This is a genomic window from Pseudomonas sp. RGM2987 (assembly GCF_022952855.1).
Classification (GTDB): Bacteria; Pseudomonadota; Gammaproteobacteria; order Pseudomonadales; family Pseudomonadaceae; genus Aquipseudomonas.
In genome coordinates this window covers 13638-28485 of record NZ_JALJDX010000198.1, presented here as the reverse complement: position 1 = coordinate 28485, position 14848 = coordinate 13638, and the positions used below count along the sequence as shown (strand labels likewise).

General features: G+C 59.4%; 14 protein-coding genes. 7 read left to right on the top strand and 7 right to left on the bottom strand.

Going from position 1 to position 14848, the window contains the following annotated elements:
• Positions 1-5 precede the first annotated feature (5 nt).
• Together cheR and RGM2987_RS15000 are read right to left on the bottom strand one after the other, a co-directional pair.
• The gene (cheR, locus tag RGM2987_RS15005; RefSeq protein ID WP_245142501.1) at positions 6-833 is read right to left on the bottom strand and encodes a protein-glutamate O-methyltransferase CheR; all 828 of its coding nucleotides are present in this window, start codon (positions 831-833) and stop codon (positions 6-8) included.
• 54 nt (positions 834-887) lie between these two features.
• Complete coding sequence (locus RGM2987_RS15000; protein WP_245142499.1) at positions 888-1814, bottom strand: chemotaxis protein CheV; 927 nt, start codon at positions 1812-1814, stop codon at positions 888-890.
• A gap of 78 nt (positions 1815-1892) precedes the next feature.
• On the opposite strand from RGM2987_RS15000, the gene flgA reads away from it, so the two are divergent.
• The 4 genes from flgA to RGM2987_RS14980 all read left to right on the top strand — a co-directional run bounded on the left by flgA (position 1893) and on the right by RGM2987_RS14980 (position 4496).
• Entirely contained in the window at positions 1893-2657 is a 765-nt protein-coding gene (flgA, locus tag RGM2987_RS14995; RefSeq protein WP_245142497.1) for a flagellar basal body P-ring formation chaperone FlgA, read from the top strand.
• Between the two features lie 175 nt (positions 2658-2832).
• On the top strand, positions 2833-3141 hold the full coding sequence (gene flgM, locus RGM2987_RS14990; protein WP_245142495.1) for a flagellar biosynthesis anti-sigma factor FlgM: 309 nt from the start codon (positions 2833-2835) through the stop codon (positions 3139-3141).
• A gap of 48 nt (positions 3142-3189) precedes the next feature.
• Entirely contained in the window at positions 3190-3657 is a 468-nt protein-coding gene (locus tag RGM2987_RS14985; protein ID WP_245142493.1) for a flagellar protein FlgN, read from the top strand.
• A 92-nt stretch (positions 3658-3749) separates the two neighbouring features.
• A complete protein-coding gene (locus RGM2987_RS14980; protein ID WP_245142491.1) occupies positions 3750-4496 on the top strand; it encodes a flagellar brake protein in 747 nt (248 codons plus the stop codon).
• Positions 4497-4559: 63 nt separating this feature from the next.
• On the opposite strand, the gene RGM2987_RS14975 is transcribed toward RGM2987_RS14980, so the two are convergent.
• The 5 genes from RGM2987_RS14975 to RGM2987_RS14955 all read right to left on the bottom strand — a co-directional run bounded on the left by RGM2987_RS14975 (position 4560) and on the right by RGM2987_RS14955 (position 10688).
• A complete protein-coding gene (locus tag RGM2987_RS14975) occupies positions 4560-5927 on the bottom strand; it encodes an MFS transporter (RefSeq protein ID WP_245142489.1) in 1368 nt (455 codons plus the stop codon).
• Between the two features lie 69 nt (positions 5928-5996).
• Positions 5997-7238 (bottom strand): glutamine synthetase family protein, encoded by a 1242-nt coding sequence (locus tag RGM2987_RS14970; RefSeq protein WP_245142573.1) that lies wholly within the window; start codon positions 7236-7238, stop codon positions 5997-5999.
• Between the two features lie 338 nt (positions 7239-7576).
• Entirely contained in the window at positions 7577-8269 is a 693-nt protein-coding gene (locus RGM2987_RS14965) for a HAMP domain-containing sensor histidine kinase (protein ID WP_245142486.1), read from the bottom strand.
• On the bottom strand, positions 8262-9869 hold the full coding sequence (locus RGM2987_RS14960) for a tetratricopeptide repeat-containing response regulator (protein ID WP_245142484.1): 1608 nt from the start codon (positions 9867-9869) through the stop codon (positions 8262-8264). The genes RGM2987_RS14965 and RGM2987_RS14960 overlap by 8 nt, the downstream gene beginning before the upstream one ends.
• Before the next feature lie 108 nt (positions 9870-9977).
• Positions 9978-10688 (bottom strand): FadR/GntR family transcriptional regulator, encoded by a 711-nt coding sequence (locus RGM2987_RS14955; protein ID WP_245142481.1) that lies wholly within the window; start codon positions 10686-10688, stop codon positions 9978-9980.
• Between the two features lie 362 nt (positions 10689-11050).
• Here RGM2987_RS14955 and kdgD point away from each other — a divergent pair, with 362 nt between their 5' ends.
• The 3 genes from kdgD to gudD all read left to right on the top strand — a co-directional run bounded on the left by kdgD (position 11051) and on the right by gudD (position 14801).
• Entirely contained in the window at positions 11051-11962 is a 912-nt protein-coding gene (kdgD, locus tag RGM2987_RS14950) for a 5-dehydro-4-deoxyglucarate dehydratase (RefSeq protein WP_245142478.1), read from the top strand.
• An 80-nt stretch (positions 11963-12042) separates the two neighbouring features.
• Entirely contained in the window at positions 12043-13407 is a 1365-nt protein-coding gene (locus tag RGM2987_RS14945) for an MFS transporter (RefSeq protein WP_245142476.1), read from the top strand.
• A 41-nt stretch (positions 13408-13448) separates the two neighbouring features.
• Entirely contained in the window at positions 13449-14801 is a 1353-nt protein-coding gene (gudD, locus tag RGM2987_RS14940; protein WP_245142474.1) for a glucarate dehydratase, read from the top strand.
• Positions 14802-14848 lie beyond the last annotated feature (47 nt).

The following is a 14848-nucleotide window of genomic DNA, read 5'->3' as shown; positions in this document are numbered from 1 at the left end:
ACGAATCACTTCGCCTGGTAGATGATCCCCGGACTGCATTGGACCATCTGGTAGTGATCCGGCAAACCGTTCAACGCCTCGGAGGCGCCCAGGAACAGGTAGCCGCCCGGCTTCAGGGTGCCGTGGATCCGCAGCAGGATGTCTTTCTTCACCTCAGCGGAGAAATAGATCAGCACGTTACGGCAGAACACGATGTCGAACTTGCCCAGGCTGGCATAGCTGTCCAGCAGGTTGAACGAGCGGAACTCCACCCGGCTCTTGATCGGCGCCTTGACCACCCAGCGGCCCGGCCCTTTCGGGTCGAAGTAGCGTTGCAGGCGATCAGGCGACAGGCCACGGCCAATGGCCAGGCTGTCGTATTCGCCGGTCTTGCAGTTGGTGAGCATGGACCCGGACAGGTCGGTGGCAACGATTTGCACGCCGCCCTTCAACTGGCCGAGGTTGGTCCGCTCGAATTCGTCGATGGACATCGAGATCGAGTACGGTTCCTGCCCCGACGAACAGGCCGCCGACCAGATCCGCAGGCGCTGGCCCGGACTGGCCTTGATGGCCGCCGGCAACACCTTGTTTTTCAACACCTCGAACGGATAGGTGTCACGAAACCACAAGGTTTCGTTGGTGGTCATCGCATCCACCACCATCTCGCGCAGACCACTGCGCGGCTGGGTCTGGATACGCTGCACCAGCTCGCCCAACGACTTGAGGCCCTGTTGCTCCATCAATTTGTTGAGACGGCTCGATACCAGATATTGCTTGTTTTCGCCAAGCAATATGCCACAGGCTTTTTCCAGGAAGACCCGGAACTGTTCGAAATCCAAATTACCCGTAGACAAGATACCGCCTCTTTCATTGTGTTGACTTGCCGGGCGCACAACGCGCCCGACCTTTTATTCTGCTGCCTTGATCCGCTCGACCACCCGGGACGCCAGGTCATCGGGCCGGAATTTCGCCAGGAAATCGTCGGCTCCGACCTTCTTGACCATCGCCTGGTTGAAAACACCGGACAACGAGGTGTGCAGGATGATGTGCAGTTTTTGCATACGCGGGTCGCTGCGGATCTCCGACGTCAGGGTGTAGCCGTCCATCTCCGGCATCTCGATGTCCGAGATCATCATCAGGAACTCTTCTTCGGGCTTCTTGCCCTCTTCCACCAGCTTGCGCAGGTAGTCCAGCGCCTGCCGTCCATCATTGAGCGCCACCACTTCGACACCGATGGTCTGCAGACAACGCGTCACCTGCTTGCGGGCCACCGACGAATCATCGACGGTCAGCACACGCAGCGAAATCGCCTTGTGCTGGGTCTCGGCATCCACCACCCCGACCGAAATGGCTTCCGGCGTCGGCGCCACTTCGGCGAGGATTTTCTCCACGTCGATGATTTCCACCAACTGGTTGTCGACCCGGGTCACTGCCGTCAGGTAGTGATCGCGGCCGGTGCCCTTGGGCGGCGGATGGATCTCTTCCCAGTTCATGTTGACGATGCGTTCTACCGAACGCACCAAAAAGCCCTGGGTCTTGGTGTTGTACTCGGTGATGATCACGAACGGATTGCTCTGGTCCAGCAGCCGACCGGAGCCGGTCGCCATCGCCAGATCGAGAATCGGAATCGTCGCCCCACGGATATTCGCCACACCGCACACGACGGGACTGGACTTGGGCATCAGGGTCAGCTTGGGGCATTGCAGCACCTCGCGGACCTTGAATACGTTGATCCCATACATTTGCTGGCCGTCGAGACGGAACAACAACAGCTCCAGGCGATTCTGACCCACCAGCTGAGTGCGCTGGTTTACTGAATCCATTACTCCCGCCATGCCCTGACTCCTACCTAACGCTAATGTGTCCGACGCGCCTGAATCACTAAACGGCACGGGGCTTGCTATTGAACCGGCATGAACGCACAAACGACATTTTCTCGACGCCTGACCACTCGCTGCCGCTACTGGCTCGGTGCACTGCTGGCTGTCTGCCTGTTCGCTTCGGGCCGCCCTGCCCTGGCAGATGCTCCGGTTACCTTGCCTGATCTCCTTATCGGCGTCACTCAGGGCTTTCTTGAATTCACCGTAGAAGACTACCTGGCTACCAGTCAAACCGAAGGTCGCTATGAAATCGAAGTCAACCAGCTCGACCCGCGCCTGCGCATGCCAATGTGCGACAGGGAATTGACTGCCTCGCTGGAGAGCCCGGCCCGTCCCCTGGGTCGCGTCACGGTGAAGGTTCGTTGCGACAGCGCAGCGCCCTGGACCGTGTTCGTGCCGGCTCAAGTGCGCCTGTTCCGGGAGATCGTCACGACCACTCGTGCGCTCAAGCGGGCCGGAATCGTCGAACCTCAGGACGTCATGCTGCGCGAACGCGACATCAGCCAGATCACCCAGGGCTTCCTGACTTCGGTAGACCAGGCCATCGGGCAGAAACTTGTCCGACCAATGGTAGCCGACCAGGTCGTCACCCTCGTGCATCTGGAGCAGGCCGAAGTGATACGCAAGGGCGACCAGGTGGTCATCACCGCCCGCAGCGGCACCCTGGCCGTACGGATGCCCGGCGAGGCCCTGTCCAACGGCGGCATGCGGGAACAGATCCGGGTGAAAAACCTCAACTCCCAACGGGTGATCAAAGCCCAGGTCATGGCCCCGGGCCAGGTGGAAGTGGCCATGTAGCGACGCGGTAGAAACGGGTACAAAGCTGGCGCTTGACCCCGGTGTTCCCTAGACTGTGCCTTTACAGGAAGGCTAGCGCAGACGTGCGCATGCTCATTGAATAAAATGAGCCTAAAGTTTTTTCAGGGATAGCCGAGAACATGGCAAGCGTCCAAATATCCAGAGGTTTTCTACCATGGTCATCGACTTCAATCGTTTAAACAGCTCTTCACCGTTGCCAGGCACCACGCGTACCAGCGCGAGCAAGGAAACCGACAAATCCGCGCCGCTGTCTACCCCGGCCGAAAAGGTCAGCAATGGAGAGTCCGTACACCTCAGCACTGAGGCCCAGCAGTTGCAGAAGGTCACTGACAAGCTGCGCGATCAACCTGTCGTCGACAAAGCCCGCGTGGCCGAGTTGAAAGCAGCAATCGCCGATGGCAGCTATAAAGTCGACAGCAACCGCGTCGCCAGCAAACTGCTCAACTTCGAAGCCCAGCGCTAGGCCATCGCCAGCGCCAGGCTTTTGGACGCTTAAGACCCAAGGCCAGCCATGCACGATTCGACTTTATTGCAACTGATCATCGACGACTTCGCTCCAGCGCAACAACTGCTGGAATTGCTGCAGGCCGAATCACTGGCCCTGCATGGTCGCGACATGCCCTTGCTGGAAAACATCCTGGCACAGAAACAGGCACTGATCATTTTGCTCGACCAGCATGGCCGCAAGCGCAGCGAAATCCTTATCAGCCTGAACCTGCCCGCCAGTCACGAAGGCCTCGAGCAATTGGCCAGCCAATCATCAATCGGCGACCAGTTGCTGTCCCAGAGCAAAGTCCTCAATGACCTGCTCGCCCAGTGCCAGGCCACCAATGCGCGTAACGGCCAGTCAATCCTGACCCAGCAGGCCGCGACCGCTAATCAGTTGCGGATCCTCAACGGCGGCGAAATCCCGACCTTGTATGACGCCAGCGGCTCGACCGCCCGGATGGTCAAGCACCGCCCGCTCAGTCAGGCGTAAAAGGAACAGCGCCTGTGCTCTATCAACGCGCGAGACATGCTGGCAAAATGCTGGCTACTCGTAGTCGTATTTTGCCTGGAGATTGACCTACCGTGTTCAATGCCTCAAACGCGGATGATGCTCCGCAGCCACCGAAGGTCCTCACCACGCCTCTGGAAATCTCCGGCAACCTGCGGATGCTGGAGGAAAGCCACGACCCGCTGATCATTACCTTTCACGAACGCACTCAGCGCTTCCAGACCTATCTGGTGAATGTGGATCGCGAGAACAACACCATTGCCCTGGATGAAATGATTCCGCGTGATGGCGAACGCTTCCTGCTGGCAGGCGAGCCGTTTCGTGTAGAGGGTTTCCATGACGGCGTGCGTATCGCCTGGGAAGGCAACGGTCCGCTGACCATCGATGAGTCCAAGGGCGATCGCTGCTATCGTGGCGCCTTGCCCGAGGAAGTGGTTTATCACCAGCGCCGCAACGCCTTCCGCGCCGCCCTGAAACTGACGCAACTGGTGAGCGTCGAACTGGGTGGCGATAAGCTCAAGTCGCCGGCCAGCGGCAAGCTGCTGGACATTTCGGCAACCGGTTGCAAGCTGCGCTTCGAAGGCGACATCACCGAGCGCCTGCAATTGGGCCAGGTCTATGAGCGCTTCATCGCCGCCCTGCCCTTTGGCAACATGACCGCTCCCGTCGAACTGCGTCACCTGCATTTCGAAGAACGGATCAACACCACCTTCGCCGGCGTGCGCTTCCATAACGTCAGTGGCCTGGTGCAGCGCCAGGTCGAGCGTTTTGTCTATCAGCTCCAGCGCGAAGCCCGTCGCTTCGATAAAGACGACCTCTGATTCCAGGCACCATAAAAAAACGGGCAGTCCCTTGCGGTGACTGCCCGTTTTTTTATGCCTGGCTCATGGCCGGGCCTGGGTGAAGTCCGGTGTCGCCGGTTCGTCGGCTTGCGCTTCGGCTTCAGCGACCGGCTCTTCAACCGGCCCTGGCTCGACGTCCGGATTGAGCGGCGCCTGCATCTGGTCCTGCACCACCTGTTCATCCACCCGCGGGTCGAGGCACGCCACCAGCGGCGAACTCGACATGCTGTCCGGCATGGCCACGTGATGCAACGGCGCGTCGTCGACCTGATGCAGGTTGGTCACCGCTTTCGGCCGGATCCGCCACACCAGCACCAGGGCGAAGAAGGCAGAAAAGGCATAGAGCATGTGGCTGCCGAACATCTTCATCAGCACCCCCGCCACCAGCGGCCCGATACTGGCGCCAACACCGTAGGTCACCAGCAGCATCGCCGTCAGCGACACCCGGCGATCACCCTCGACGTGGTCGTTGGAGAACGCCACCGCCAAGGGATACAGACAGAACTGGACCAGCGAACAGCAGAAGCCGGCGACAAACAACACTTCCAGCGGCACCTGTTGCAAAATCGCCAGCGGCAACGCACAAACCGCCAGGAACAGCGCAAAGCAGCGGATCAGCATCGCCCGGTCGTAACGGTCGGACAACCAGCCCAATGGCCACTGCACCAACAATCCGGCAAAAATGCAGCTACCCATGAACAGACCGACCTGCTCGGTCGACAAGCCCTGCTGTGAGGCATACAAGGGGGCCAGGCCATAGAACGAACCGACGATCAGCCCCGAGCCCAACACGGTGCTCAGTGACTGCGGCACCCGCTTGATGAAAAACCGTGGCTCCATCGGCGCCGGACGCAGCGGCGCCGGGTGAATCCGCCGGGTCAGCGCGACCGGCACCAGGCACAGGGCGAAACACAGCGCCACCAGCATCAGCAGTTCCAGCCCCAGAGCCGGATGCATGACCAGGATCAGTTGGCCCAGAACCAGCCCCAGGTACGAGGCGATCATGTAACCGCTGAACACCACGCCGCGCTGCTTGGCGTCGGCCTGCTCGTTGAGCCAGCTTTCAATGACCATGTACTGGCACATCATGCCGAGGCCGACGATCATCCGCAGCACGATCCAGGCCGGCAGCCAGTTCACCAGGCCATGGCCCAGGACCGCCGCCCCGACGATGCCGGCACAGGCTGAATAGGCACGGATATGCCCGACCCGGGCAATCAGCCGATGACCGATCTTGCCGCCCAGCACCAGGCCGAAATAGTTGGCGGCCATCAGCGCACCGACCCACAGGCTGTCGACATGGTCGGCAGCCAGCCGCAAGGCCAGGTAAGTACTCAAGAGGCCGGAGCCGATCAACATCATCAGCGAGGCGAAATAAAGCGCTCGAAAAGGTTTCCAGATTTGGCGCATCGGCGTTCCGAGCGGCTCCTTGAGGTGAGTGAGGGCTACCTTGCAAGATAGCCCGGATGCAGCGGTTGGTTAGGCCTGCGCCGCTAGAACGCGTCGTTCCCAGGGCGTGATTTCGTCAAGGAAACTGGTCAGTTCCAGGGCCTTCGAAGCGATGTAACCTTCGATGAACTCCGCACCGAACAGTTCCTTCGCGACCAAGCTACGCTTCAGACGCTCCAGGGCGGCATGCAAGGTACATGGCAGCGACAGATTATCCGGCACCTCGAACTCACCCTGGATCGCGGCGCTGGGTTCCAGGCGCCGCTCGATGCCATAAAGCCCGGCTGCCAGGCTGGCGGCAATCGCCAGGTAAGGGTTGGCATCCGCGCCCGGCAATCGGTTTTCGATCCGGCGGGCCACGGGCGAGCTGGCGGGGATGCGCAACCCGGCCGAGCGATTGTCGTGGGACCAGCAAGCATTGTTCGGCGAGGCGTACGGGTGGCACAGGCGCTGGTAGGAATTCACGTTCGGCGCCAGCAACGCGGTGAAATCCGCCAGGCAGGCCTGTTGCCCACCAATGAAATGCCGGAAAGTCGCCGTCGGCTCGCCGGCCTCATCGGAAAACACGTTGCGAGCGCTGTCGCGCTCGACGAGGCTCTGATGGATATGCATCGAACTGCCCGCTGTGTGGGCCAGCGGCTTGGCCATGCAGACCACCATCAGGCCGTGCTTGAGACCGACTTCCTTGAGCAGATGCTTGAACAGGAACGTCTGGTCGGCCAGCAACAGAGGATCGCCATGCAGCAGATTGATTTCGAACTGGCTCACGCCCATTTCGTGCATGAAGGTGTCGCGCGGCAAGCCCAGCGCCGCCATGGCTTCATAGACTTCACTGAAGAACGGGCGCAGGCCGTTGTTGGAGCTGACGCTGAACGCCGACAGGCCGTCTTCGCGACGACCGTCCAGCCCCACCGGCGGCTGGAACGGCTGGGTCGGGTCCGGGTTGGGTGCGAACACGAAAAACTCCAGCTCGGTCGCCACCACCGGCGCCAGGCCGTGGGCCGCATAGCGGGCGATTACCGTTTTGAGTTGGCCGCGAGTGGACAGCGGCGAGCTTTCGCCGCTCAGTTCGTCGGCATCGCAGATCGCCAGGGCACGGGGCTGCCGGCTCCATGGCAGGCGATGGATCTGCTTCGGATCGGCCACCAACGCCAGGTCACCGTCCTCGCCGCCGTAGAAACGCGCCGGTGGATAACCGCCCATGATGCATTGCAGCAATACGCCCCGCGCCAGCTGCAACCGCCGGCCTTCGAGAAAGCCCTCGGCGGTCATCACCTTGCCCCGCGGCACGCCATTCAAATCCGGCGTGACACATTCAATCTCATCAATGCCGGTCAGTCGCTGCGCGAGTGAACCCTGGCCATCGGTCGTCATGACGCAATCCTTGTTATGTGCGAGCCGCGAGCGGCGACCCGTACAAAATAGGCTTCGGCTGTTCGGAATTTCAAGCAGCCCAACACAATAAACACCGAGGAAAAACCTGTGGGAGCGGGCTTGCTCCGGGCGGCGATCCGACGAATGCGGTGTGTCAGTCGAAGATTTATTAACTGACACACCGCATTCGCGAGCAAGCCCGCTCCCACAGGGTTTCGATTTTGCTGCTCGACAGTTTACGGCAGATAAATCCTGAACACCCCACCGCCCAACACACCGCCATTGGCAATCTCGGTACGCCCGCAGACGCCGCCGCGCTGATGCAGCCCGGCGATCCGCGCGGCAAAGTACAAGCCCAGGCCGGTGCTGCCGCTGCTGTGGTTGATGCCTTGCACGTATTCGGCCTGACGCTCGATCATTTCGGTCGGGTAGCCGTCGCCGTCGTCATTGATGGTCAAGACCAGTTGTCCGGCCTCGTCGCTGGCACTGATCAACAATGCCTGGCGCCCGTGGCGAATGGCGTTGGTGATGCAGTTGTCGAGCACCGACGCAATGAGTTCGCGGTCGAAAAAGCCCAGGGGGCTCAGCGGATCGACTTCATAGGTCGCCATGATCCCGCGGCTGCGGAACACGTCCTGGTGAGCGGCCAGCTGCGCCTCGATGAAGTCATCCAGCTCGTGGTAGGCCGGATGCAGTGGCAACTGGTTGACGCCGAGCTTGTAGAGCCCCAGCAGCTGCACCATCAGGCCGTTGAGGTGCGCGAACTCGAACTCGATGACGCCCTGTTCCGGCGTCTGGCGCTCAGGCTCGGGCAAACGCTCGAGCCATTGCGTATGCGCCTGCATGAGCAAGGTCAGGGAGTTCTTCATGTCGTGCACGGTAGATGCGATCACCGTGGAAAAATCGAGTGCCTGTTCGCTGTCATTCATCGCCAAATGCCTTGCTTCGCAGTTTTTGATAACGCGCAAAACGCGCATCGGTGTCGGGCATCATGCCCACCAGTTTCAGGCAGGCGCGGCACTCTTGCAGCAGTTCCGATTCCACGCTGGTATCGGTGCCGTGCAGCAGGGACTGCGCCATGTTCAAAGCAATACTGATGTTCTTGGGCTGCATCTTCAGCGCGCGACGGAACAACTCCCGCGCCTCCGGCAACGCCCCGGTCTTGTAGACGCGCACGCCTTCGCGGTTCAGCTCGGCGGCGGCATTGCCCTGATTGAGGATGTTCGGGTCATCGGTGAGTTTGGCGATGCCTTGCATCACCGCCGGGTCATCGCCGTAGATTTCCGCGCAGTTCTTGAGCATCGACTCGCCGGCACTGGCCTGGCCGAGCATCTGCAACTGCTTGGCGACCAGCAACGCGGCCTCGGCGCTCATGAACTGCTCCATGCCATCGAGGCGCTGCAAGGCCTGTTCGGTGAGTTTCTCGGCGGTCTCGGCATCGTTGAGCAGCATGCTGGTGGCCTTCATCAGCCGAGCTCGGACCTGCAACCCCGGGTCGTTGAGATTTTCCTTCGCCACGGCGCTGAGGGTGGTATTGATCTCCAGCCGGGTGCGGGTATCGAGACCCTTTTCGCTACCCTTGCTGATCAGCGCATGGGCCAGGCCCAGGTTGGTCTCCGGGTCCTTGAAGCGCGACTGTGCGCCCTGCCCGACCGCCTGGCGATAGGCCCTGGACGCGGTGTCGTAGTCTTCGTTGGTCATCGCCAGCTTGCCGAGCAGCGCTTGTCGACGCACCGCCAGCGGCGACAGACGCACCGCTTCTTCCAGTACGTGCTGCGCCTGTTTGGTGTCGCCTTCGGCCACCAGCACCTCGGCCATGCCGTCGTACAGGGCCGGCATCATCGGGAAGGTTTTCAGCGCCTTCTCATAGACGTCCTTGGCCTGCAGCACCTGACCGCGCTTGAACAGCAACTTGCCCAGGCCCGCATAGGCCCAGGGCAGCGGACGATCCGCCAGGATGGTGTTGTACAGCCGCTCCAGGGCTTCGTTCTGATTCAGGTCGCGCAACGCATCGGCCCGATAACGCAGGCACAACGGCCCGTAGCGCGGATCCTGCTTGCACAGGGCGATACACGCGTTGAGCACTTCCATTGGCTTGCCGCGATCCAGCGCCTGGAGGATCGGCTTGAGCAGCGTCTTGCGCTGTTCCAGCCGCTCCAGCCGCTGGGCCAGGCCGGAGCGGTTGAACGGCTTGGTCAGGTAGGCATCGGGCTCATGCTCCAGGGCACTGAGCACCATCGCCTGGCTGGTCTCGGCGGTCACCATGAGGAATACACTCTCATGGCTGATCAGCTTCTCGACCATCAAATCTTCCAACACCTGCTGGCCGTTCTTGCGCCCGTCACCCAGGTGGTAGTCCTGCAAAATAAAGTCATAGCGTTTCTGCGAGCACATGCGCAGCGCCACTTCACCGGTATCGGCGGTGTCCACATCCTTGACGCCCAGCTCACGCAACATGGAACGGATCGAGCTGCGGAAATCCGAGAAATCATCGACGATCAGAAAGCTTTTTTGGTGGTACGCCAGCATCGAGGATGTCCAGGCAAGTAAGAAAATAACCCAACGGCAAAACAACTAAATGCCGCAGAAGATAGGACTCGTCAGGTTATCGGCCGCAAATGGCGTTCCGTTAACGGATCACTGCCCCGAAAACCGATCTCGGCTATTGGTCAAATGCAGCACCATCGCGGCTCGGGCGGCATCGGGATCCTGCCGTTTAATGGCATTGAAAATCGCTTCATGCTCCAGGCTCGCCAGATGCCCCAACTGAGAAAAGTCGGCGCCGCCGCGCTCGTCAACCTTGACTTGCGTACGCGGAATCATCGCGCTGCCCAAGTGCTGCATGATTTCGGTAAAAAAAGTATTGCCGGTGGCCTCGGCGATCAGTTGGTGGAAGCGCTTGTCCTCCTCGACGCAACTGTCGTTGTTGGCCAGCGATGCCTGGTAGTCAGTCAGTGCCTGACGCATGCGAGCGAGCTGATCGTCGGATCTGCGCACGGCGGCTAACGCTACAGCCTGTACTTCTAGACCCAGACGCAGCTCAAGCATGTTCCTGACACTCGCGACCGTATCCATATGCAGGCGCAGTCCGGGCGGCGCCGGTCGCTCAAGTACAAACGTTCCTATTCCGTGACGAGTTTCCACCAAGCCCGACGCTTGCAACTTGGAAATAGCCTCCCGCACGACGGTGCGACTGACGCCATGCTCGCGCACGATGGTGGATTCCGAAGGCAACTTTTCGCCCGGCTTCAACTGCCCGAGCAAAATGCGCTGTGTCAGCGCCTCGACCACACCCTGAGCCAGATTATTGGATCGTCTTCGGACGGGTATTCCACTTTCGGTTTGCATAAGTTCGAGTCCAGGATTTTTGCTGGGAAGAGCTTATCACCCGCCAGCGCTCCTCTGGCGCAATGCCGTCGAGCAAAGAGAATCCTGGACGCCAAACTTGTATGACAACACACATTTTCATCTCACCACCAAACCCACTTTCCGCTTGCTGCATCATCTAAAGAAAAACCGATAAAACCCAACGCCTGGCCGAACAACCCCTTAAAATTGGGCACATCAATAACCGAAAGGACTCAATTTTTCCGTCTGTTATGCAAAGAAATCCTAGAGCATGTCGTTGCGAACAAAAAAATTACTTGTATGATGTCTATCAACAGAACACCCATGACATCCCAACAAAAACAGCGATGCAGGCGAAACACATGACCCCTCAAGAACTCAAGTCCATCCTCTCCGAAGGCCTCCTGTCTTTTCCATTGACTGACTTTGACGCTGCGGGTGACTTCCGCGCCGACACCTACGCCAAACGCCTGGAATGGCTCGCGCCGTACGGGGCGAGCGCGTTGTTTGCAGCCGGTGGCACAGGCGAGTTCTTTTCGCTCGAAGCGGGCGAGTATTCGCAAATCATCAAGGTCGCGGTTGAAACCTGCCGTGGCGAAGTGCCGATTCTGGCAGGCACGGGCGGTTCGACCCGCCAAGCCATCGCATTGGCTCAGGAAGCCGAACGCCAGGGCGCAGCGGGGGTATTGCTGCTGCCTCATTACCTGACAGAAGCCAGCCAGGAAGGCCTGGTCGCCCACGTTGAGCAAGTCTGCAAATCGGTCGATTTCGGCGTTGTTGTCTACAACCGTAACGTCTGCCGCCTGAACGCTGAAAGCCTGGAAAAAATTGCCGATCGCTGCCCAAACCTGATTGGCTTCAAGGACGGCGTGGGTGACATTGAAAGCATGGTTTCAATTCGCCGCCGGCTGGGTGAACGCTTGACCTACCTGGGCGGCTTGCCAACCGCCGAAGTCTACGCCGCCGCTTATAAAGCGATGGGCGTGCCGGTTTACTCCTCGGCGGTATTCAACTTCATTCCCAAAACGGCGATGGAGTTCTACCGCGCGATCGCAGCTGAAGACCACGAAACCGTGGGCAAACTCATCGATGATTTCTTCCTGCCTTACCTGGATATCCGCAATCGCTGCGAGGGCTATGGCGTCAGCATCGTCAAGGCCGGCGCCAAACTGGTAGGCCATGATGCTGGCCCTGTGCGAGCTCCGCTGACTGACCTGCTGCCAAATGAAATGGAAGAGCTGGATGCGCTGATCAAGAAACTCGGCGCCCAGTAATCCGCCGGCAACAACCGGCGGTCAAGTCGCCGGCATCACACCCAAACCCGCATAAAAATAATCAGTGGGAGATTTGAATTGTGAATAACTCAAGCAGTGCATCTGTCGTTCCAGAAGATTCAGTCCTGGCTCGCGCCGTGCGTAAAGTGAAGGGTCATGTGCTCCCACTTTTCGTCATCATGTTCATCCTCAACTACATCGACCGGGTCAATATCGGTTTCGTGCGCACGCACATGGAACATGACCTCGGCATCGGTGCTGCCGCCTACGGTCTGGGCGCTGGCCTGTTCTTCATCGGCTACGCGCTCTTCGAAGTCCCGTCCAACATGCTTTTGCAAAGAATCGGGGCTCGAGTCTGGCTGACCCGCATCATGCTCACCTGGGGCATCGTCGCCACGATGATGGCGTTCATCCAGAACGAAACCCACTTCTACATCCTGCGCTTTCTGCTGGGCGTCGCCGAAGCAGGCTTTTTCCCCGGCGTAATCTACTACTTCACCCGCTGGTTGCCTGGTGTAGAACGCGGTAAAGCCATCGCCATTTTCTTGAGTGGCTCGGCAATCGCTTCGCTGATCTCCGGCCCGCTGTCGGGTGCCCTGCTACAAATCGAAGGCTTCGGCTTCCACGGCTGGCAGTGGATGTTTGCCATCGAAGGTCTTGCCTCTGTTGTGCTGGGTTTCTTCGTCTGGTTCTGGCTGGATTCCAAACCCCACGACGCAAAATGGATGACTCGCGAAGAACAGGACGCACTGGTCGACGCAATTGATCAGGAACAACGTGAACGTGAGGCAGTGGCGACCGTCAAGCCGACCATCGGCAAACTCCTCAAAGACCGCCAGATCATGCTTTTCTGCGCGCTGTATTTCTGCATTCAGCTGACCATCTACGCCGCCACTTTCTGGCTCCCCAGCATCATCAAGAAGATGGGTGACCTCAGCGACATTCAGGTGGGCTTCTTCAACTCGATCCCTTGGTTGATTTCGATCATCGCCATGTACTCCTTCGCGGCGTTGTCGAGCAAATTCAAATTCCAACAAGCCTGGGTTGCAACTGCACTGTTGATTGCCGCTGCCGGTATGTTCTTTTCCACCACCGGCGGGCCGATCTTTGCCTTCGTAGCCATCTGCTTTGCCGCCATCGGCTTCAAATCGGCGTCGTCTTTATTCTGGCCAATTCCGCAGGGCTACCTGGATGCACGTATCGCGGCGGCCGTCATCGCGCTGATCAACTCGATCGGTAACCTGGGCGGCTTCGTGGCGCCAACGACCTTCGGCTTCCTGGAACAAACAACCGGGTCGATCCAAGGTGGCCTCTACGGCTTGGCGGGCACCTCGGTACTCGCGGCAATACTGGTGTTCTTTGCCAAGACGTCGCCAAAACCATCAACACTGGTCACGCCGCCGAACATGGCGTCACCCGGCGCGACAGTCAGCAAATCCCACTGACCTATTGATCGCTGAACGAACTCATTTTGCAGGAATTTGCCATGAATGCTGAACACGCTGCCAACACCACGAAATCACCGGTTGTCACCAGTTTTCAAGTCATACCCGTAGCGGGTCACGACAGCATGTTGCTGAATCTGAGCGGTGCTCACGGCCCGTTTTTTACCCGTAACATCGTCATTCTCAAAGACAGCTCCGGCAACACTGGCGTAGGTGAAGTACCCGGTGGCGAGCGTATCCGCGAGACACTCGAAGACGCTCGCGGCCTGGTCATCGGCCAACCTATCGGTCAGTACCAACGCATCCTCAATCAGATGCGGACGACCTTTGCATCGCGTGATTCAGCCGGCCGCGGCCTGCAAACGTTCGACCTTCGAATTACCATCCATGCGGTCACCGCGATGGAAGCCGCCCTGCTCGACCTGCTGGGTCAATTCCTCGAGGTGCCGGTTGCCGCATTGCTGGGCGAAGGCCAGCAACGCGATGCCGTGAAGATGCTCGGCTACCTGTTCTACATCGGCGATCGCAACGTCACGGATCTTGCGTACCGCAACGAATCCGAAGCAGACAACGACTGGTTCCGCCTGCGTCACGAGAAAGCCATGACCGCCGAGGCCGTGGTGCGCCTGGCCGAGGCCGCGAAGGCCAAATACGGCTTTAATGACTTCAAGCTCAAAGGGGGTGTGTTGAGCGGCGATGAAGAGATCGAAGCGGTCACGGCGTTGGCCGAACGCTTTCCTGATGCCCGTATCACGCTCGACCCCAATGGCGCGTGGTCACTGAAAGAAGCCATCCGCTTGTGCCGGGATCAGCATCACGTCCTGGCCTACGCTGAAGATCCATGCGGCGCGGAAAATGGTTATTCGGGGCGTGAAGTCATGGCTGAATTCCGTCGCGCCACCGGCCTTAAAACCGCGACCAACATGATTGCAACCGACTGGCGCGAAATGGGCCACGCGATCCAGTTGCAATCGGTCGACATCCCGCTCGCCGATCCACATTTCTGGACAATGCAGGGCTCAGTCCGAGTGGCTCAGATGTGTCATGAATGGGGGCTGACCTGGGGTTCTCACTCCAACAACCACTTCGACATCTCCCTGGCCATGTTCACTCAGGTAGCAGCCGCAGCACCTGGAGAGATCACGGCGATCGATACCCACTGGATCTGGCAGGACGGTCAGCGCTTGACCAAGGAACCGCTGAAAATCGAAGGCGGCTACGTCCAGGTTCCGACCAAACATGGTCTGGGTGTGGACATTGACATGGACGCGGTTGCCAAGGCACATGAGGTATACAAAGGCATGGGACTTGGCGCTCGGGATGACAGCGTCGCAATGCAGTTTTTGATTCCAGGCTGGAGCTTCAACAACAAACAGCCTTGCCTGGTGCGCTAGTCCAGGCCTTGGCACAAGTAACGCCCACCGCTCTCATAAGGCTGCAC